Source organism: Pseudoduganella dura, assembly GCF_009727155.1.
Lineage (GTDB): Bacteria > Pseudomonadota > Gammaproteobacteria > Burkholderiales > Burkholderiaceae_D > Rugamonas > Rugamonas dura.
On the sequence record NZ_WNWM01000002.1, the window covers coordinates 1771405 to 1792887 of the forward strand.

General features: G+C 65.3%; 15 protein-coding genes. 1 reads left to right on the top strand and 14 read right to left on the bottom strand.

The window, feature by feature from the left end:
• Positions 1 to 3 precede the first annotated feature (3 nt).
• From GJV26_RS07895 to GJV26_RS07960, 14 genes are all read right to left on the bottom strand, one after another.
• A complete protein-coding gene (locus GJV26_RS07895; RefSeq protein WP_229419211.1) occupies positions 4 to 666 on the bottom strand; it encodes a PEP-CTERM sorting domain-containing protein in 663 nt (220 codons plus the stop codon).
• A 135-nt stretch (positions 667 to 801) separates the two neighbouring features.
• Positions 802 to 1506 (bottom strand): PEP-CTERM sorting domain-containing protein, encoded by a 705-nt coding sequence (locus GJV26_RS07900; protein WP_229427951.1) that lies wholly within the window; start codon positions 1504 to 1506, stop codon positions 802 to 804.
• 363 nt (positions 1507 to 1869) lie between these two features.
• Positions 1870 to 2862, bottom strand: a complete 993-nt coding sequence (gene truB / locus GJV26_RS07905) for a tRNA pseudouridine(55) synthase TruB (RefSeq protein ID WP_155708346.1) — start codon at positions 2860 to 2862, stop codon at positions 1870 to 1872.
• Complete coding sequence (gene rbfA / locus GJV26_RS07910; RefSeq protein WP_155708347.1) at positions 2859 to 3290, bottom strand: 30S ribosome-binding factor RbfA; 432 nt, start codon at positions 3288 to 3290, stop codon at positions 2859 to 2861. The genes truB and rbfA overlap by 4 nt, the downstream gene beginning before the upstream one ends.
• Positions 3291 to 3383: 93 nt before the next feature.
• Complete coding sequence (gene infB, locus GJV26_RS07915; protein ID WP_155708348.1) at positions 3384 to 6263, bottom strand: translation initiation factor IF-2; 2880 nt, start codon at positions 6261 to 6263, stop codon at positions 3384 to 3386.
• Positions 6264 to 6328: 65 nt separating this feature from the next.
• Complete coding sequence (gene nusA / locus GJV26_RS07920; protein WP_155708349.1) at positions 6329 to 7894, bottom strand: transcription termination factor NusA; 1566 nt, start codon at positions 7892 to 7894, stop codon at positions 6329 to 6331.
• Complete coding sequence (rimP, locus tag GJV26_RS07925) at positions 7891 to 8379, bottom strand: ribosome maturation factor RimP (RefSeq protein ID WP_155708350.1); 489 nt, start codon at positions 8377 to 8379, stop codon at positions 7891 to 7893. The genes nusA and rimP overlap by 4 nt, the downstream gene beginning before the upstream one ends.
• A 398-nt stretch (positions 8380 to 8777) precedes the next feature.
• Entirely contained in the window at positions 8778 to 10946 is a 2169-nt protein-coding gene (rluB, locus tag GJV26_RS07930; protein WP_155708351.1) for a 23S rRNA pseudouridine(2605) synthase RluB, read from the bottom strand.
• Positions 10933 to 11655, bottom strand: a complete 723-nt coding sequence (scpB, locus tag GJV26_RS07935; protein ID WP_155712321.1) for an SMC-Scp complex subunit ScpB — start codon at positions 11653 to 11655, stop codon at positions 10933 to 10935. Before scpB ends, rluB begins: the two co-directional genes overlap by 14 nt.
• Before the next feature lie 330 nt (positions 11656 to 11985).
• A complete protein-coding gene (locus GJV26_RS07940; protein WP_155708352.1) occupies positions 11986 to 13002 on the bottom strand; it encodes a glucokinase in 1017 nt (338 codons plus the stop codon).
• A gap of 302 nt (positions 13003 to 13304) precedes the next feature.
• Positions 13305 to 14270, bottom strand: coding sequence for a DedA family protein/thiosulfate sulfurtransferase GlpE (locus GJV26_RS07945; RefSeq protein WP_155708353.1), 966 nt, complete (start codon positions 14268 to 14270; stop codon positions 13305 to 13307).
• A 12-nt stretch (positions 14271 to 14282) separates the two neighbouring features.
• The gene (locus GJV26_RS07950; protein WP_229419212.1) at positions 14283 to 16004 is read right to left on the bottom strand and encodes an ABC transporter ATP-binding protein; all 1722 of its coding nucleotides are present in this window, start codon (positions 16002 to 16004) and stop codon (positions 14283 to 14285) included.
• The gene (locus GJV26_RS07955; protein ID WP_155708354.1) at positions 16001 to 17041 is read right to left on the bottom strand and encodes an ABC transporter permease; all 1041 of its coding nucleotides are present in this window, start codon (positions 17039 to 17041) and stop codon (positions 16001 to 16003) included. The genes GJV26_RS07950 and GJV26_RS07955 overlap by 4 nt, the downstream gene beginning before the upstream one ends.
• Complete coding sequence (locus tag GJV26_RS07960) at positions 17038 to 17976, bottom strand: ABC transporter permease (protein ID WP_155708355.1); 939 nt, start codon at positions 17974 to 17976, stop codon at positions 17038 to 17040. Before GJV26_RS07960 ends, GJV26_RS07955 begins: the two co-directional genes overlap by 4 nt.
• A 444-nt stretch (positions 17977 to 18420) precedes the next feature.
• Here GJV26_RS07960 and GJV26_RS07965 point away from each other — a divergent pair, with 444 nt between their 5' ends.
• The gene (locus GJV26_RS07965; RefSeq protein WP_229419213.1) at positions 18421 to 21225 is read left to right on the top strand and encodes a TonB-dependent receptor; all 2805 of its coding nucleotides are present in this window, start codon (positions 18421 to 18423) and stop codon (positions 21223 to 21225) included.
• The last annotated feature ends 258 nt before the right edge of the window (positions 21226 to 21483 follow it).

Here is a 21483-nt window from a genome sequence, read left to right on the forward strand (position 1 = left end):
GCGTCAGGCCCCCTTGCCCCGGCGCCGCGCCGTCCAGCCAAGCATGCCCAGGCCGGCCAGCAGCATCGCATACGTGCCCGGTTCCGGCACGGCCGCGACCGACACATGGAAATTGTCGATCGACGACCACACGCCCGGCTGCTGCCCGGCGGTGACGGTCAGCGAGACCAGGTTCGCGCTGGAGACGAAGCCGACGAACGAATGCACGTCCGGGTTCTCCAGCGTGAACGAGACCGTGGCGCCGGTGCTGTCGGTGGCGGTCAGCAGCAGGCTGGCGGCGGCGGTCGGATGGCTGTAGGTGTCCGAACCGAAGAAATTGCCGCCGGCCCCGGCCACGCCGTCCTGCAGCGCGAACGTGGTGGTATCGGTGCGGTTCTGCGAAGTCAGCCAGAAATCCACGTAATCGCTGGTGCCGGCCCAGATGGCCGGGGCTTTCGGCCCCGCGCTCACGCTGTACGCATAGTCGCCGGCCTGGCGCGGTATCTGGTCGAAGTACATCTGCTGGATCAGGTCGTTATAGTTGTCGACACCGGTATTGCCGACGGCGGCCAGGTACGACGCCTGGTTCGTGAAGGTGGTGATTTCTGCCTGCGCGGAACCGGCGCACAGCAGCAATGCGGAAGCGATGGTCGCGGCAACGGCCGCGGCGGAAGGAATTGGACGCAAGATGGAACTCCAGGAAGATGATCGAAGGGTGCCGCTTGCGGACGCGGGGCGCATCGTGTGCGCCGGCGTTCGCCGCGGCATCGGGAAGGCGCCCCATGAGCGGCCTTCCGGCGCATGATTGCGCGCTGGTGCCGGCTATCGCGGGCTGGACGATCCCTGGTTCTGCCGGCGCCGCGCTGTCCAGCACAGCATGCCCAGGCCGCCAAGCAGCATCGCCCAGGTGCCGGGCTCCGGCACGGCGGCCACGGACAGGTGCAGGTTGTTCACGGTCGGCCAGATGCCGTAGCCGTCGGCGCCGAGCTGGTCGCCCGTGGCCACCGACAGCGACACGATCCGCGCATCGGACACGAAACCCAGGAAGGAGGTGGGCACCGGATCGGTGATCGTGTAGGTCAGCGTGGCGCCCGTGCTGTCCGTGGCGGTGACGGTGATGTACGGTGCGAACACCGTGTAGCCGGCGATATCGGAACCCCAGAAATACCCGCCGGCCCCCGCGATCGGCGTACCGAACGTGTCGAAAGTGATCGAGTCGGTACGGCGGCTGGAGCTGAGGTACCAGTCGATATCGTCGTCGCTGGCGCCATAAGCGCGCGTGTTGCCGGGACCGGTCGTGGCGACATAGCTGATGTCGCCCGCGGTGCGGGGGAACGGCGTGTCGTACGGTTCGATGTCAAGGTCGTCGAACGTGTCGACCCCGGTGGTGCCGACCGCCGCGAGGTAGGCGGACTGGCTGGTGTAGGTGGTGAGTTCGGCACGAGCCGCGGAAGCGGCCAGCAGCAGCGTGGTGGAAAGGACGGCGGAAGCGAGAACGGTGGTAACCGGGCGATGCGTCTTGCGCACAGTGTGCTCCTTGTGGAAGTGGATGAGGAAGACTTTCGGGTTGCTCTCCGGCCGGAGAATCCCCAATGTAGCGCTACCAACATGCCGGCTCAACAGGAATTTCGGAAACAATAATAATGATGATTAGTTACAGGCGGATCGTTGCTGGCTGGTCAAAGGCACCTGATGGGGGAATTGACATTGCCGGCCGGATGACACGGGAATCCAGACGAAGATCGGTGGCCAGCCGCGACGACGGACCGGCGGTTCTTTACGAGAACATCGGCGAAATACGGGCGAAAACCGGTGTCCGACAACCCCTGCGGGGTGTCCGGCATCAGGCTTCTCCGACGCCCACGGATGTTCCGCCGGCGGGTGCGCAGCTCACTGCGCGGCGGCGATCAGCCGCTCGGGCTTGAGGATGGCCCACTGTTCGAACAGCCCGGTGCCGAGCAGCCGCCCGCCCTCTTCCGCCGGCGCATACACGCGCACGCGGCCTTCGTACGGCGCCGGCGTGACCATGCCGGGCTCCTTGCCCAGCGGCAGCCGCTGGCCCTGCAGGAAGCGCTTGGCCAGTTCGGCGGTCAGGTCGATGCGGGGAAAGGTCGACAGCAACGCGTCCACCGGGGCCAGCAATGACAAGGGCGCGGCGTGCGCCGACACTTCTTCCAGCGTGACCATGTTCGATGCATCGAGCGCGCCCACGCCGGTGCGCCGCAACGCGTTCAGGTGCGCGCCGCAGCCGAGCGCGGCGCCGATATCTTCGCCCAGCACGCGGATATAGGTGCCCTTGCTGACCGTGGTTTCCAGCCGCAGGAACGGCGCCTCGTACGACAGCAGGACCAGTTTGTGAACGACGACGGCGCGCGCTTCGCGCTCGAGCGTGATGCCGGCACGCGCGTATTCGTACAGCGGCTTGCCGTCGCGCTTGAGCGCCGAATACATCGGCGGCACCTGCGCGATCGGGCCGCGGAACCGGGCCAGCACCGCTTCGATTTCTTCGACCGTGATGGTGGCCGCGTCGCGGCGCAGCGTCTCGTCGGGCTCGACGACCTGCCCTTCGGTGTCGCCGGTATCGGTGCGCACGCCCAGGTGCACCGTCGTCACGTAGGTCTTGTCCGCTTCCAGCAGGTCCTGCGAGAACTTGGTGGCCTCGCCGAAGCACAGCGGCAGCAGGCCCGTGGCGAACGGATCGAGCGTGCCGGTGTGGCCGGCCTTCTTCGCGTTCAGCACGCGCTTGGTGCGGATCAGCGCATCGTTCGACGACAGGCCCACCGGTTTATCCAGCAGCAGCACGCCGTCGACGAGGTCGCGCACCCGCTTCACGCGCGCCGGCTGGTCCTTCGACTTCGCCTGCGGCTTCACGTCTTCCGTCATTCTTTCGCCGCGCCGCCAGTGTCGCCGGCTGAGCCGCCCGCGTCTTCTTCATAGTCGGCCGCGCGCGTGGCGTTGGCCTTGTCGATCAGCGCCGACATCGCAATGCCCCGCGAGGCGGAGGTGTCGTGCACGAAGTGCAGCTGCGGCAGCGTGTGGATGTGCAGGCGCTTGCCCAGCTGGTTGCGCAGGTAGCCGGCGGCGGCCTGCAGGCCGGCCAGCGTGGCCTTGACGGTATCGGGATCGTCCTTGAGCATCGTGAAGTAGATCTTCGCATGCGCGTAGTCCGGCGTGAGCTGCACCTCGGCCAGCGTGAGCATGCCCACGCGCGGGTCCTTCACTTCGAAGGCGATCAGCTCGGAAAGGTCTTTCTGGATCTGGTCCGCCACGCGCAGGCCGCGCGACGGGATCGATTTACTGTGTTTTGCCATGATGTATTTACCAAAAAAATAATGGCGGGTGGCGCCCACCTCCGCTGTTACGCGGAAGGGGGCGGCACCCGCCACGGATACCGCGTGCCCCGATTACAGGGTACGTGCCACTTCCTGGATTTCGAACACTTCCAGGGTGTCGCCAACCTGGATGTCGTTGTAGTTCTTCAGCGACAGGCCGCACTCGAGGCCGGCGCGCACTTCTTTCGCGTCGTCCTTGAAGCGCTTGAGCGATTCGATCTCGCCGGTCCACACAACGATGTTGTTGCGCAGCAGGCGAACCGACGAAGCACGCTTGACCACGCCATCGGTGACCAGGCAGCCGGCGATCGCGCCGACCTTCGACACCAGGATGACCTGGCGAATCTCGACCTGGCCGGTGATGTGCTCGCGCTTCTCCGGTGCCAGCATGCCCGACATTGCCGCCTTCACCTCTTCGATCGCGTCGTAGATGATGTTGTAGTAGCGGATGTCCACGCCGTTGGCTTCGGCCAGCTTGCGCGCCTGTGCATCGGCACGGGCGTTGAAGCCGATGATGACCGCTTTCGAAGCCGTCGCCAGGTTGACGTCGGATTCGGTGATGCCGCCCACGGCCGCGTGCACGATCTGCACCCGCACCTCGGAGGTCGACAGCTTTTGCAGCGAACCCACCAGTGCTTCCTGCGAACCCTGCACGTCGGTCTTGACGATCAGCGGCACGTTCTGGACTTCGCCTTCGGCCATCTGGTCGAACAGGTTCTCCAGCTTGGCGGCCTGCTGCTTGGCCAGCTTGACGTCGCGGAACTTGCCTTGACGGAACAGGCCGATTTCACGCGCCTTGCGCTCGTCCGCCATCACCATCACTTCTTCGCCGGCGGCCGGCACTTCGGTCAGGCCCTGGATCTCGACCGGGATCGATGGCCCGGCTTCGGCCACCGACTTGCCATTCTCGTCCAGCATTGCACGGACACGGCCATACGACGAACCGGCCAGCACCACGTCGCCACGCTTCAGCGTACCAGACTGCACCAGGATCGTTGCGACCGGGCCGCGGCCCTTGTCCAGGCGTGCCTCGACCACCAGGCCACGGGCCGGCGCTGCGACCGGGGCCTTCAGTTCCAGCACTTCGGCCTGCAGCAGCACGTTTTCCAGCAGCGTGTCGATGCCCTGGCCCGTTTTCGCGGACACCGGCACGAACGGCGCTTCGCCGCCGTATTCTTCCGGCACCACGCCTTCGGTGATCAGTTCCTGCGTGACGCGCTCCAGGTTGCCGCCCGGCTTGTCGATCTTGTTGATCGCCACCACCAGAGGCACGCCGGCCGCTTTCGCGTGGGCGATCGCTTCCTTCGTCTGCGGCATCACGCCGTCGTCCGCCGCCACCACCAGGATGACGATGTCGGTCGCTTTCGCACCGCGGGCACGCATTGCCGTGAAGGCTTCGTGGCCCGGGGTATCCAGGAACGTGATCATGCCGCGCGGCGTGTCGACGTGGTAAGCGCCGATGTGCTGCGTGATGCCGCCGGCTTCGCCCGACGCGACTTTCGCACGGCGGATATAGTCCAGCAGCGAGGTCTTGCCGTGGTCGACGTGACCCATGACGGTAACGACCGGTGCGCGCGACGTCGATTCGTAGTGCGTTTGCTCGCCCTGGTCGGCCAGCAGCGCTTCCGGATCGTCCTCGGCGGCAGGGAATGCCTTGTGGCCCATTTCCTCGACGAGAATCATCGCCGTTTCCTGGTCCAGCACCTGGTTGATCGTGCACATCTGGCCCAGCTTCATCAGCTGCTTGATCACCTCGGAAGCCTTGACGGCCATCTTGTGGGCCAGTTCGGCCACGGTGATGGTTTCCGGCACGTACACTTCCTTGACGATCGCTTCCGTTGGTGCCTGGAAGTTCGATTCGCGGTCATCGCTGTGCGAGTTGCGGCCACGGCCGCCACGGCCACCACCGGCACGCCAGCCATCGCGGCCGCCGGTCGGCGCGGCATTGCCGCCACGGCCCTTGCCGCCGCCCGGCGCGCCACGTTTCTTGGCATCGTCCGACCAGGTCGACGACACGTTGGCCGACTTGATCGACTTGCGATCGCCCGGCTTTTTATCGTCTTTCTTGTCGGCCGTGGCCGGCGTGGTGGTGCCAGGTTTCTTGTCGGCCGGCTTGTGCAGCGTGCCGGCCGGTGCTGCCGGCTTGGCGACCACGGGTGCCGGTTCCGGCGCCTTGATCACGCGGCGCGGCTGCGCCATCATGGCCTTGATCTGGGCCACTTCGTCGGCCACGGCTTTACGCGCACGGTCGGTTGCTTCGGCGCGCTCTGCGGCTTCCCTGGTGGCCTGCTCGGCCTTTTTCTTGGCTTCCTCGGCGTCGGCCGCGCGTTTCTTGTCGGCGGCTTCGGTATCGGCCTGCTTCTGCGCGTCGCGGGCACCGGCCTTCTCGGCGGCGGCCTTGTCGGCAGCCGCTTTCTTGGCTTCCTCGTCGGCGCGGCGCTTGGCGTCCGCTTCTGCAGCAGCGGCGGCCTTGGCTTGCGCTTCCTTCTCCGCGTCCAGGCGAGCCAGGCTCTCCTGTTTCTCGCGCAGGTCCGCCTCCTGGCGAGCGATCAGCTCGGCCTGGCGGCGCGCATCTTCCTCGCGGCGGGCGTTCTCGGCCTCGTCGACCACCGGTGCCGCCGGAGCGGGCGTGGTGGTCGCGGGCAGGTCGTCGCGCTGCACGAAGGTGCGTTTCTTGCGCACTTCAACCTGGATCGTGCGGGTCTTGCCGGAGGCATCGGCCTGCTTGATCTCGTTGGTTTCCTTGCGCGTGACGGTGATCTTCTTCTTTTCCGATTGACCACCGGCGCCGTGGGCGCGGCGCAGGTGCTCCAGCAGCTTGTCCTTATCATCTTTCGACAATGGATCTGACGCCGAGCTCTTCTCGACGCCGGCAGAACGCAGCTGCGTCAGCAGCAGGTCTGCAGGCATCTTCAGTTCGGTGGCAAATTGGGCTACGTTGTTACTCGCCATTCAGTCCTCTTTTCTATGTGTCGCGTAGATGATAATTAAGCTTGCTGGTGTGGGGGCCAGGGCGCTCAGGCCCGTGCCGCCTCGGCCAGCGACCATGCCTTGGCTTGCAGACCCTTGGCGCGATCGTCGTATTTGCTATCGACCAGCTTCATTTCATCGTCGGTCACATCTTCAAATTCATTTTTAATCAGTTCACTCGCACGGTCCGTCGACAGCGCCAGGATGGCCCCGAATTCGTCGTAGGCCAGGCCGGCGAACTGTTCCAGCGTCTTGATGCCCGCCAGACCCAGCTTGCCCGCCGTAATGCGGTCCATGCCTTCCAGGCCGACCAGGCCTTCGTCCATACCTTCGAGGCCTTCTTCCGACGCGATCGCTTCCGTGACCAGCGCATCCCGTGCCCGGGTACGCAGTTCGTTGACGGTCTCTTCGTCGAATGCTTCGATCTCCAGCATCTCGGAGATCGGCACATAGGCGATCTCTTCCAGGCTGCTGAAGCCTTCCTCGACCAGGATGTCGGCCACTTCCTGGTCCACATCGAGCTTTGCCATGAACAGCGAACGTACCGCCGCCGTTTCCTGGGCCGCCTTGTTGGCCGATTCCTCGGCCGTCATGATGTTGATCTTCCAGCCGGTCAGCTCGGAAGCCAGGCGCACGTTCTGGCCGGAGCGGCCGATCGCGATTGCCAGGTTTTCCTCGTCGACGACGACGTCCATCGCATGCTTGTCCTCGTCGACCATGATCGACGACACGTTGGCCGGGGCCAGCGCGCCGATCACGAACTGCGCCGGATCTTCGGACCACAGCACGATGTCGACGCGTTCGCCGCCCAGCTCACCGGTCACGGCCTGCACGCGCGAACCGCGCATGCCGACGCAGGTGCCGATCGGGTCGATGCGCTTGTCGGCCGTGAACACGGCGATCTTGGCGCGCACGCCGGCATCGCGGGCCGCGGATTTAATTTCCAGCATGCCCTGCTCGATTTCCGGCACTTCCAGCTCGAACAGCTTCATGATGAATTCCGGCGCGGTGCGCGACAGGATCACCTGCGGGCCGCGCATGTTGCGGTCCACGCGAAGGATATAGGCACGCACGCGGTCGCCGATGCGCAGGTTCTCTTTCGGGATCATCTGGTCGCGCGGCAGGCGCGCTTCGATCTTGCCCGATTCGACGATCGCGTCGCCGCGTTCCATGCGCTTGATCGTGCCGGTCACCAGCGCGTCGCCGCGCTCGAGGAAGTCCTGCAGGATCTGTTCGCGTTCGGCATCGCGCACGCGCTGCAGCACGACCTGCTTGGTATCCTGCGCGAAGCGGCGGCCGAATTCCACCGATTCGATCGGCTCTTCGATGTATTCGTCGACTTCGATATCGGGGATCTGCTCCTTGGCTTCGAACAGCAGCACTTCCTGGTCGGGCAGCTGCAGGCCGGCTTCGTCGGGTACCACGTGCCAGCGGCGGAAGGATTCGAATTCGCCGGAATCGCGATCGATCGAGACGCGGATGTCCACTTCGCCTTCATAGCGTTTCTTCGTGGCTTGCGCCAATGCGAATTCGAGCGCGCCGAATACCACGTCCTTGTCGACGTTCTTCTCGCGCGCAAGCGCGTCCACCAATAACAAAACTTCGCGACTCATGCTTTGCGGCTCCTAAAATCCACCTGTGGCACCAAACGTGCCTTATCCATATCCGCGAGCGTGAAATTCAGCACCGCAGGACCATCTTTACTTTCAAATTCAATTCCCAGCTGGTCACCCTCGGGTGCCTGCAGGATGCCCTGGTAGGACTTGCGGTTGGCGGTGCCCGGCAGCGCGACGCGCAGCTTGACGATGGCCTCGGAGCCGGCAAAGCGCTCGAAGTCGGCCAGGCGGCTCAAGGGCCGGTCCAGGCCCGGCGACGAAATCTCGAGCCGCTCATAGGGCACGTTTTCCACCGTCAGCACGTGCGACAGCTGGTAACTCACCGTGGCGCAGTCTTCCACCGTGATCGGGCCCTTTTCCTCTGCTTCCGCAGGGGGGAAATCGATATACACGCGCAGCAGGCCGCGTTCGGCCCGTTCGAAATCGACCAGGTCATAGCCGAGACCCGCGACGGTCTTCTCAATCAGTTCCGGCAGTTGCAAAGGAAAATCTCCAGATCGGGGTCGGCGCGCATGGCTGCCGCGGACCCGTAAAAAAATAGCTTACTGAACAGCTGACTTTCGCGTACTTTTCAGTAGGCAAAAAAAAAATGGGCAACTGCCCATCTTCTTGTACTACGGCCCTACCACTGCCCGCCAGATGAAAGCACTATCAGGGGCGAACCCCTCGTCAGAAACTTTTATTAGGCCGCTTATTATAACGGCATATCCATTACGCTGCAATGCCGCATAGGCAACGCGGACGCCGTTACAACAGAGTCAAGGTTGGTTTTTGATACTGCCGGAAGCAGTAAAACCCGGGAGGATACAAGGCCTGCCATGGCGCCCAGTATGGCGCCACGAGCCTGCAGACTTCTGATATGAGGCTGCTTTATCAGAAATCAACCTTTTCTTCTACGCGGCATGCCGTGATCCGTCGCGCCGCCGCGCGGCTGCGCGCCCCGGCGTTGCGGCTGGGCACCGAAGCCGAACGTGGTCTGCAGCGGATCGGGCTGGCGCGGACGCCCGCTCTTGGCCTGTTGCGGACGGCCACTGCCCTGCTGCGGACGGCCGCCCTGGTCGCCCAGGCCAGCGCGGCCGGCACCGGCCGGACCGCGCGCGGGACGGCCGCCGGTACCGGCACCGAAGTAGCTGCCGGCACCCTGGCCACCCGGACGGCCACGCGGGGCCTGCGGGAACGGATCGGCGTTTTTGTTGGAAACATCCATCCGGTTGAAGTTCGGTTCGTTCTCGCGCTCGCGATCCCGGCCGCCACCGCTGCGCTTTTCGCCGCGCTCGCCCCGCTCGCCGGCATTGCCGCGCCCGTTGCCGTTGCGCTCGCCGCCATTGCGCTCGTTGCCGCGCTCGTTGCCGCGCTCGTTACCGTTACGCTCGTTACCGTTGCGTTCGTTGCCACGTTCGCCGGCATGGGCCGCCTTCGGCTCGCCGCCGGCGGCCTTCTTCTCGACACCCACGAACGCCATCAGGTCGCGCACGGTGTTCTCTTCCATTTCTTCCCAGCGGCCGCGCTTCAGGTTCGACGGCAGCGTCAGCGCGCCATAGCGGGTACGGATCAGGCGCGAGACGGTCAGGCCGATCGCCTCGAACATGCGGCGCACTTCGCGGTTGCGGCCTTCGCCGATCACCACGCGGTACCACTTGTTGACGCCTTCGCCGCCGCCATCGACAATCTTCGAGAACTGCGCCATGCCGTCTTCGAGCTCCACGCCGGCCAGCAGCTTCTGGCGCATGCCTTCTTCCAGCTCGCCCAGCGTGCGCACGGCATATTCGCGGTCGATGTTGTAACGCGGGTGCATCAGGCGGTTCGCCAGGTCGCCGGAGGTGGTGAACAGCAGCAGGCCTTCGGTGTTGAAGTCCAGGCGGCCCACGGCCAGCCACTTGCCGACCTTCATCTGCGGCAGGCGGTCGAACACCGATGGACGGCCGTCCGGATCGTCGTGCGACACGATTTCGCCGGCCGGCTTGTGGTACACCAGCACGCGCGGCGGCTTCTTGCTGACCTTACGCTGGATCAGCTTGCCGTTGATGCGCACCGCGTCGTTCGGCAGGATGCGCTGGCCGATATGGGCCGGCTCGCCGTTCACCGACACGCGGCCGGCAACGATCAGGTCTTCCATGTCGCGGCGCGAACCCAGGCCCGCCTCGGCGAGCACCTTGTGCAGCTTCGGCGCGTCATCCTCGGCCGTCAAGTCGCGGCGCACGGTTTTCGGCTGGCCCTTGCCGCGGGCGCCGTCTTCCCGGTCGAACGCTTCGGACGTGACGAACGAGAACACGGCATCGGCTTCGCTCGGCTTGCCATTGGCGCCTTGCGCACCCTGGCGCCCCTGGCCGCGGACCTGGGCGCCCTTGCCCTTGCCTCGGGCGTTCTTGTCGTTGCGGTTGCCGCCTTGCGCGGCACCCTGGTTGTTGCCCGGGCCATTGCCACGGTTGCGGCCGCCATCCTGGCGTGGCGCCTCGTCGCGCGCGGCGCCTTCCTGTGGCGCGGCTTCGGCCTGCACCGGTGCGGATTGCTCGCCCGGTTGCAGCTCGGCCACCGCCGGTTGCGCATCGGCCACCGCCGGTGCCGCCTCGGCCTTCAGGGCCTCGCGCACGGCGCGCTCGGCGCGCATCTGGCGCGGGCCGCGCGGGGTGCGGGGTTTCCTGGTCGCGGCATCGGCATCCGCTTCCGCAGCCGACTGGGCTTCGGGTTGCGCTACCGGCGCGGCCGCGGCCACGTCGGCCGCCGGCGCCTGCACGGCTTCGGCCGTCTCGGCCTTCGGCTTGCGGGCGCGCGGCTTCTTCACGGGCGCGGCGGCGTCCGCCGGGGCCAGGGCTTCCACGGGTGCGCTGTCGGCCACCGCGGCGGCGGGTTCCGCCTTCTTGCGGGTGCGTTTCGGCTTTGCCGGCGCCTCGGCCGGTGCGGCCGCCACTTCGGCAGGCGCCGCCGGTGCAGCCGATACAGCTGGTACCGCAGCGGCTTCCGCCGCGATCTGCGCCTTGGTGCGACGCTTCGGCTTCACGGCCGGTTCAGCCGGCGTGCCGGTCTCGGAGATATTGTCAGTATTGTTCATGCGTGTTTTCTTGGGTGGGCTCAGCGTCAGGCGCCTGCACCGCATCGGTGGCGGGTGCTTCCCCGGGCGCTACATTGTCAGTGGCATCGGCGGCATGTGCCGCCTTCTCGAAATTCTCCTGCAGCGCGGCTTCGAGCAACTCGATCGAATTGGCGTTCTGCGGATCGCTGATTTGCTGCAGAGGCGGCAGCTGGGACAGCGACTGTAAGCCCAGGTCGTCCAGGAACTGTTTCGTGGTACCGAGAAGCGCCGGGCGGCCCGGCACGTCGCGGTAGCCGACGGCATCGACCCAGCCGCGCTCTTCCAGCATCCGGATGGTCTGCGAATTCACGGCCACGCCGCGGATTTCCTCGATATCGCCACGGGTAACAGGCTGGCGATACGCAATGATCGCCAGTGTCTCGAGCGTGGCCCGCGAATACTTTTGCGGCTTGTCCGGATTCAGGCGGTCCAGGTACTGCTTCATTCCGGGCCGGCTCTGGAAGCGCCAGCCGGATGACAGGCTCACCACTTCGATCCCCCTGCCCTCCCAGTCCTGCCGCAATTGTTCCAGCAGGCCACGGATCTCATCGGCGCCGATGCCGTCGCCCAACGGGCGGCCGGCCTCGTCGACATCGACGAACAACCGTCGCAGGCTGTGCATCGACAACGGCTCACGCGCGCAAAGCAGCGCGGTTTCGAGGACTTTTTTCGCCTCAGCTGTATCCATATGCCAAATTGTGGTCGCCGCCGGCAGCGGCGGCAGCAGCGACATTGCGGCAAACGCTCATGCCGGAAATTCCGGGATCAACAATGCCGGGATCAAGATCAAGTTCAGAGGAGCAAATAGGTCAAAGTGGAGAGAAGTGTTTTCAAGACCTGAAAACCTTGTCGGGCTTACCCGGAAGAATTGCCGGATCGGGTGGCGCCGTTTCATCCAATGTCGCGCATTGTACTCCATAAAACCATGCGTGGTGCAATTCGTGGCGGTGAATTGAAACAGCAAGGGCGGCGCAAAACGGCGCGGGCATCACGCCGGGTTTGCGTGGGACAGCAAAGGTCAGCCGGCCAGCCGTTCGGCCAGGATCGCGGAAACGCCCAGGAACGCCGGGTATTCGGCGGTGATGACGAACACGGGGATCGCCGACAGGTACTGGCGGAAGCGGCCCTTCGCTTCGAAGCGGGCACGGAAGCCCGAACGGTCGAAGCGCTCGCCCAGCTTCGGCACGATGCCGCCGCCGATATAGATGCCGCCCTGCGCGCCGAGCGTGACGCCCAGGTTGCCGGCGATCGTGCCCAGCATCGCGCAAAACGCCTCGATCGCCTCGTCGCACAGCGCGCAGTCGCCCTCGAGCGCGCGGCGCGCGATCTCGGCCGGCGTGAGCGCCTCGGCCGGCACCTTGCGGATATCGGCCAGCGCTCGGTAGATCAGCCCGATACCGGCGCCGGACATCAGCCGTTCGGCCGACACATGCTCGAACTCGCGCCAGGCGAACTGCAGGATCGCCACTTCGGTCTCGTTGACGGGCGAAAAGCTGACATGGCCGCCCTCGGACAATAGCGCCGTCCAGCCCGACGGCGACGGGATCAGGCCCGATACGCCCAGCCCGGTGCCGGCGCCGATCAGCCCGAGCGGCGTATCCGGCACCGGGGTGCCGCCGCCGACCTGGCGCTTGTGCGCGCCGAGGAACGGCAGCGAACGCGCCAGCGCGGTGAAGTCGTTGACCACCGCAAGCACGTCGAAGCCCACTTCCTGGCGCATCGCCTCGATCGAGAATGCCCAGTGGTGGTTGGTCATCTGCACGAAATCCGTGTTGACGGGATTGGCGATGGCGATCGCGCCATGGCGCACGGCGGGCGCGGCGGCGGCCACATCGGGCAGCGCGAGGTAAGCCTTCAGCGCGGCTGCCAGCGTGGGATACCCGGCGCCCGGCAACACATGGATATGGCTCACCTGGCCCGGCGCCGACTCCAGCGCGAAGCGGGCATTGGTGCCGCCCACGTCGGCCAGCAGCCGGGGTCCGCCGGGAAATACGGAAACGAGGGTCTGCTGCGCGGGTGTCGACATGGCGTTCATGGCACGTGAGAAGAAGGATGAAGCTCAATGCTAGCGGATTTCTTGGCGAACGCGCAAGAGTTGAGTGTAGTTTGGGTACAAAATCACGGTCATCACCCTGATATACCAAAAAACTGATTGGTAGTATGACTACGCCCTGTGTTTCCGTAAAAACCCGTGCGAGCAGTGGCAGGTGAATCCCGCAATGACCGAAACCGGGCAGTCCTGCCTTCAAGGCTGGCGCCGAATGCTGAATGTTGCCCAAAACCGGGGTCTGACCCCGGTTTTGGGCAACATCTATACAGGTTCAGCGCCGTTCAGGTTCACCGCTGTCCGTCGGCTACAGGAATCTGCTCGGCGACGACCAGCGTGTCGCCGGCGCGGAAAGCGGTGTTCCAGGCCTCCAGCCCGCCGTGCAGCGGCCTGGCCAGCGTGTAGCCCTGGCCGTGCAGCTGCTTGGCCACGCTGGCGGCGGTCACGTCATTCGGGCAGCTGCAGTAGACCACAATGTGCCGGTCGCGCGGCAGCGCGGCCAGCAGGCTGGCCAGGTTGCCGTCGACGGGCAGCGCGCCGGGTACCGGCGGGTCCAGCTGCCGGGCGGTGGCGCTGCGGGCGTCGACCATCACCGGCTCGTGGCCGGCATCGAGCAGGTCGCGCAGCTGGTCGACGTTGATCCGCTCGGTCTGCATCGCGCGCTGGAAGCGGCGCCGTTCGATATATTTGAACAGCACGAACAGCACCAGCAGGGTGCCCAGCACGGCCAGCGCGGTGCCGCCCATCGTCGACAGCACTTCCAGCACTTCGTCGATGTTTTCGTTGAAATACACGCCGATCAGGATGCCGGTCAGGCTCCACAGCAGCCCGCCCAGCAGGCTGAAGGACATGAACAGCGGCAGGGACGTGCCCATCGCGCCGGCCATCGGCGGCGCGATCGTGTTGAAGCCGGGGATGAACTTGGCCACGATCATCGATTTCGGGCCCCATTTCCTGAAATTGTCTTCCGTCTGGGAGACGCAGTAATCGGGCGAAAGGGAGATCCTGCACAGCACCTTCAGGATGCGCTTGCCGTAGCGGCGCCCGGCGCTGAACCAGAACAGGTCGGCCATCACGCAGCCGCACAGCGCCACCGCCAGCACGCCGGCCAGCGGCGTGCCGCCGTTCATCGCCAGCGCGCCGGACACGATCAGCACCGGATACGCGGGAATCGGCGCCCCCATCTGTTCGACCAGGACGACGAAAAAGACGATCAGCACGCCGTATTCCTGCAACAGATAGATCAAGTTCGCCATAGTTCCGCCATCTTACTCCACGCCACGGGGAAACGCCGACAACAACCTGCGCGTATACGGGTGTTGCGGGTTGCGGTACAACTCGTCCGCACCGGCATATTCGACGACCTCGCCGCCGTGCATCACCATCACCTGGTCGGAGATGTATTTCACCACCGCCAGGTCGTGCGAGATGAAGATGTACGACAGCGCGAATTCGTCCTGCAGGTCCTGCAGCAGGTTCAGCACCTGCGCCTGCACCGACACGTCCAGCGCCGACACCGATTCGTCGCAGACGAGGATTTCCGGCTTCATCGCCAGGCAGCGGGCGATCGCGATGCGCTGGCGCTGCCCGCCGCTGAACTCGTGCGGGTAGCGGTGCAGCGCCTGCGCCGGCAATCCCACGCGCTCCAGCAACCCCGTGGCCATCGCCACCCTGTCGGCGTCATCCGTGCCGATACGATGCAGGCGCATCGGTTCGAGCAGGATCTGCCCGACCGTGAAGCGGGGGTTCAGCGACGCATACGGGTTCTGGAAGATGATCTGGATGCGTCGCTTGTACGGGTGGTACTCCCGGTCCGGCATGGCCAGCAGGTCGCGCCCTTCGAACAGCGCGCTGCCGCCGGTGGCCCGGTGCAGCCGCAGCAGCGTGAGGCCCACGGTGGTCTTGCCGGAGCCTGATTCGCCGACCACGCCCAGCGTTTTCCCGCGCGGCAGCTGGAACGACACATCCTTCACCGCCCGGAATTCGCGCTTGCCGAACAGCCCTTCCCCCCTCCAGAAGCTCTTGGAGAGCTTGCGCACATCGAGGATGATCTCGTCGTCCGGTGCATAGCCGCGCGTGCGCTGGGGCACCGCCTCGGCCACGCGGCCCTGCGCCATGTAGTCGGCGATCACGGGCAGGCGCACCGGCCGCGCATCGAGCGTGGGCCGGCAATGCAGCAGCGCCCGCGTGTACAGGTCGCGCGGCGCGCCGAGCACCTGGCGTGCCGGGCCCGCCTCGCGGATCTCGCCGTGGCGCATCACGATCACATGGTCGGCGATCTCGCCCACCAGCCCCAGGTCGTGCGTGATGAACAGCACCGCCATGCCCCGCTCGCGCTGCAGCCGGGCGATCAGCTCGACGATCTGCTTCTGGATCGTCACGTCCAGCGCGGTGGTCGGTTCGTCGGCGATCAGCAGCTTCGGCCCGCAGGCGATCGCCATCGCGATCATCACACGCTGCTGCTGCCCGCCCGACATCTGCCCCGGATACGCATCGATCTTCACGGCCGGATCGGGAATGCCCACCTCGTCGAGCAGTTCCAGCGTGCGCACCCGCGCCTGGCGCCGCGTCATGCCCAGGTGGCGGCGCAGCACCTCGCCCACCTGGAAGCCCACCGTGAACACGGGATTGAGCGAGGACATCGGTTCCTGGAAGATCATCGCGATGTCGCGGCCGCACAGCGCGCGGCGTTCGCCCGCCGGCAGGCGCAGCACGTCGCGGCCGTCGAACAGGATGCTGCCGGCCGGATCGATGACCGTGGACTCCGGCGGCAGCAGCCCCATCACGGCCAGCGAGCTGACCGACTTGCCGCTGCCCGATTCGCCCACCAGCGCCACCGTGGCATTGCGGGGCACGTCGAACGAGATGCCCTTCACCGCTTCGGCGGTGGTGCGCCTGTCGACCCGGAACGCGATGCGCAAATCGCGCACCGCCAGCAGCGGCTCCCCGCCCGGTTCACTCGAAGGCTGGTCCGGAAAGTCATCCATCATTTCACCTTCGGATCGAGCGCATCGCGCAGCGCGTCGGCGAACAGCGAGAATGCCGTCACCAGCACCGCCATCGCGGCCGCGGCGGCCGCCAGCTGCCACCACTTGCCCAGCAACAGTTCATTCTGCGCCTCGTTCAGCATCGAGCCCCACGACACCACGCCGGCCGGCACGCCGAAGCCCAGGAACGACAGGATCACCTCGGCCTTGATGAAGCCCACCACCAGGATAGACACCTGCACAAGCGCCACGTGGCTCACGTTCGGGAAGATGTGCACGAACATCCGGCGCCACGCGGAGGCGCCGATGGCATCGGCCGCCATCACGTACTCGCGCGCCTTGTGCCGAATGTACTCGGCGCGGATCAGCCGGTAAGGCCCGGTCCAGCCGGTGAGGCCCAGGATCAGCACGATCGTCGCCACGCCTTTCGCCTGCAGCACCGCGGCCACCGTCAGGATCATCAGGATCGACGGGATCGACGTGAACACGCTGTACAGCCACGTCAGCAGGTCGTCGACGATGCCGCCGAAATAGCCGGACAACGCGCCGAGCAGCGTGCCGAGGCCCACCGCGAGGAACGCGGCGACGATGCCGATCACGATCGAGGTCTCGGCGCCCTTCACCGTTTTCTTCACGATGTCGTGCCCCCACTTGTCGGCGCCGAAGGGCAGCGTGGGCCGGCGTTCGGGCGCCGCGCCCCCATCGGGCAGCGCGGCGCGCAAGACCGCCAGGTCGCCGGCCAGCGGATCGAACGGGTTCGCGCGCGCCGGCACCGCCGGCGCGGCGGCAGCGCCGGCGGCGGCCGTATCGGCAACCGCGGCACCCAGGAACGACGGCGGCGCGTAGTTTACGCCCGCCTCGCGCTCCCAGTCGGCGGCCACCAGGCCGGCGCCCGACAGGGCGATCAGCACCAGCCAGCCGGCGACGACGGCCAATGCCGCCATCGCCAGCCGGTCGGCGCGCAACCGGCGCCACGCCAGCGTCCACAGCCCGGCCGGGGTGGTGGCGAGGTGGGCGAGGTGGGCGTGCAGGCCGCTCATCCCGGCTGCACCCGCGGGTCGACGGCCCGGTACAGCAGGTCGGTCAGCAGGTTGAACACCATCGTGGCAAAGGCCACGTACACGGTGATCGCCTTGATGACGGGGAAATCGCTGCGCTCGACGGCGAGGATGACTTCGCGCCCGATGCCGGGAATGCCGAAGAAGCGTTCCAGCAGGAAGGCGCCGATCAGCAGCGCCGGCAGGCTGGCCATCACGTGCGTGATGATCGGGATCGCCGCGTTGCGCAGCACGTGCACCCACATCACGCGCCGTTCCGGCAGCCCCTTGGCGCGCGCGGTGCGCACGTAATCCTGGTTTGCCTCGTCGAGCACGAAGCTGCGGTACAGCCGCAGCGTGGGCGCCACCGAGACGGCCAGGCCGATAAGGACCGGCAGCGGCGCGTAGCGCAGCAGGTTTTCGCCCAGGCTGTCGCCCCAGCCCTGCACCGGGAACAGGCCCAGGCGGTAGGCCAGCCCGTACTGGAACGCGATGATGTAGACGAGGATCGAGACCGACATGGCCGCCGTGCAGGCCACCATCACCGCCCGGTCGGTCAGCGAACCGCGCACGAATCCGACCGCCAGTGCCAGCGCGATGCCGATCAGCGTTTCCAGGATGGTCAGCGGCACCAGCACCGTCAGCGACGGCCCCAGGCGCGAGGAGATGATGTGCCCCACGCTTTCGCCGGTGGCCCAGCTCTGGCCGAAATCGAAGGTGACGACCTGTTTCGCGAAGATCAGCAGCTGCACGTGGTACGGCTCGTCGACCCCGAGCTGGCGGCGGATACCGGCGATCGCATCAAGGCTCGACATCTTCCCGGCCAGCACATAGGCCGGATCGCCGCCGACCCAGTTGAACAGCACGAACACCAGCAGCACGACCCCGAGCATCGTGGGCAGCATCTGCCACAGGCGGCGCAACAGGAATGGAAGCATGAATGGATGGAACAGCGCGCAGGCCGGGACGAAAACCACACGATAACGTAAAACCTTGCAACACGGCAGTTTTGCGTTTTAACCGAACAAAGTTGCTACGCGAAAATTTGGATAAAGAAGTGTATCAATTCATCCACAGGGTTTTGATCCTTAAATATTTCATTAACAAAGATTCAAAATCGCCGACGATCAACACAGAAGTGACCAAGATACGAATATAGCCGCGAATTAATTGCATTCCATATACCGATCATGGCATGCGCGACCATAGAAATGGATTCACTCAGACAACTTTTTATTTGACCGTCCATCTCGCCGGGTGATTACATGCAGCCTCAAGGAAGCTGAGCGCTTCCTGAACACGAGCCACGGAACACGCACACAAGGCAGGCTTTTGTAGCTCATCGGAAATTATTAGTGGAGGTAGCACCCATGGTAGAGAAAATGATGGCACGTTCAGTTCGCCTGTTATTCACGGGCAGCATGATGGCCACGCTGGGCTTGGCAGGCACGGCCGCCGCCCAGGACAGCACGACGATGCAACGCGTCGAAGTCACCGGTTCGAGCATCAAGCGCGCCAGCGCCGAAACCGCATCGCCGGTCCAGGTGATCGGCCGCGACGAACTGCTGCGCTCAGGCAAAGGCACCGTCTCCGAATACCTGCAGACCCTGACCGTGGACGGCGCCGGCTCGCTGCCGACCGGCTTCGGCAATGGCTTCGCCGCCGGTTCCACCGCGATTTCGCTGCGCGGCCTGGGCGCCACCTCCACGCTGGTGCTGCTGAACGGCCGCCGCATGGCGCCGTTCGCCCGCGCCGACGACGGCCAGAAAAGCTTCACCGACCTGTCCACCGTGCCGATGCAGATCGTCGAGCGCATCGAGATCCTGAAGGACGGCGCTTCGTCGACCTACGGCGCCGACGCGATCGCCGGCGTGGTCAACATCATCCTGCGCAAGGACGTGCAAGGCCTGGAAATCAAGGCCGACACCGGCTGGTCGCGCTACGACGACGGCAAGGCCAACAAGGCCTCGATCACGTACGGCATCGGCGACCTGGATGAAGACAAGTTCAACTGGGTGGTCAACGCCGAGTACAACCAGTCGGACCGCATCAAGAACAGCGACCGCGCCAATCGCCGCGGCCACATCGGCAACGGCGACCTGCGCGCCTACGGCTTCCCGGTCGGCACCCAGTTTGCCGGCGGCTACATCAACGGCCCCAACAGCGTCAGCCCGTCGACCACCGGCATGGTGCGCGATCCGAAAACCACGAACTACGTGAACCTGCCGGGCTGCTCCACGCTGTCGGCCACCACGAACCAGACCGGCGCGAACGGCGGCTGCCTGTATTACGCCGACCAGTGGCGCGACATGCAGCCAGAGATCGAGTCGCTGAACCTGTACACCAAGGGCACGCTGCAGATCAACCCGGCCACCCAGGCCTACGTGGAAGTGGGCTACTCGAAGCGCTCGACCGCGTTCACGATGACGCCGCCGTCGATCACGCCGACCGTGGCCTTCCCGCCTAACGCGCAAACGCCGCAGGGCTTCATCAACTACGGCAACGCCAACCTGATGGGGGCCACCCACCCGCAGAACCCGTTCCGCGTCACCCCGCAAAACCCGGTCGGCGCGGCCGCACGCGTGCGCTACATCGCCGGCGACATCGGCCCGTCCGAGCGCAACGCGGACAACGAATTCCGTCGCTTCGTCGTCGGCGTCAAGGGCTCGGCCGCCGGCTGGGACTATGACACCGGCTTCACCTACTCCGATTCGAAGCTGGACCTGCTGTACACGAACATGCTGAACATGAACGTGCTGACGCAGGCGCTGAGCAACCCGGCATCGCAGTACTTCCCGTACTACATCGGCACGGAAGCCTACCGCAACCCGGCCTCGCTGTACCAGGCGATGGTGGTCAACGCGATGTCGCACTCGAAGACCAGCCTGTCCGTGATCGACTTCAAGGCCTCGCGCGAACTGCCGATCGCCCTGCCGGGCGGTAACATCGGTCTGGCACTGGGCGCCGAGCACCGCCGCGAGAAGGTGTCGAACCCGTCGCTGGCCGGTTCCGAGAACGGCTCGATCAACTCGAGCTACGTGGCCGCGTTCGGCGACGCGAAGGTGTCGGCAATCTACGCCGAGATCCTGGCGCCGCTGCTGAAATCGGTGGAACTGTCCGCCGCCGTGCGTTACGACAAATACGACAACTTCAACTCGACCACGCCGAAAGTGGGCCTGAAGTGGACGCCGGTGCGCACCTTCGCGCTGCGCGGCACGTACACCGAAGGCTTCCGCGCTCCGGGCGCCGCCGAAGGCAGTTCCGCTTCGCAGTCGACCGGCACCTCCACCGTGCGCGATCCGATCCGCTGCCCGAACAACGTTCCGGCCGCCGGCGGTGCCACTTCGACCGACTGCGCGATTCCTGTCGCCGCCGTCAAGGTCGGCGATGCCAAGCTGCAGCCGGAAACGTCGAAAGGCGTGACGCTGGGCATGGTCTGGGATCCGTTCGAAGGCACGTCCGTGGCGCTGGACGGCTGGAAGATCAAGCGTGAAAACGAGATCAACCCGCTGCCGTACAACGAAGCGGCGGCCCTGCCGACCGCGATCCGCAACGACAACAACCTGGTCGTGGGCGGCGTCGTGCAACCCGGTACCGGCACGCTGGTGCTGACCCAGGCACCGTACCGCAACTCCAGCTACACCGAGATCTCGGGTGTCGACCTGGATGTCAAGCAGCGCCTGCGCCTGGGCGACTGGGGCCGCGCCACGCTGGGTGTGGTGGTGACGCACGTGGCATCGTGGTCGCGCCATGAAAGCGCGACGACCGTCTACCAGTTCGCGGGCACGCATGGCAACTGCGATACGTCGAACTGCGCCGGCACGCCGAAGAACAAGGTCAACCTGTCCGCATCGTGGGACATCAACGCCTGGAACTTCAGCGGCAACCTGAACTGGCGCGACAAGATGAAGAACATCTACTTCGAAGGCGGCCCGTGCGCCTCCACGCTGGCCAACGGCCAGCCGGGCACGAAGGATTGCGAAATCGCCTCGTTCACGACGCTGGACCTGTCGACCCGCTTCAACGTCAACAAGCAGCTGACGCTGTTCGCCTCGGTGAACAACGCGTTCGACAAGATCGCCCCGCTCGATCCGCTGACCTACGGCGGCATCAGCTACAACCCGATGGATTCGTCGGGCGCGATCGGCCGTTACTTCAAGATCGGCGCGAGCTACAAGTTCTTCTAACCTGAAGCTGTAGCAAAAAAGCAAGGGCGTCCCGCGAGGGGCGCCTTTTTTTTGCGCCTTCTTGTTGTAGCAACACTACAATTCGTTGTTGAATTTCCACACCTCCAATGGCTATCCATCGTTTACTCCATCAATGCAAGAAGAGCGATGTTGGCAAGATTTACCAGCAGAAAGTGTTTCAATCACATCATTGATCGTTTGAAATTCCTCTCGGTCACATCCTGTTACAAAAACTGCGCGGTCTTTACGATTGACGGC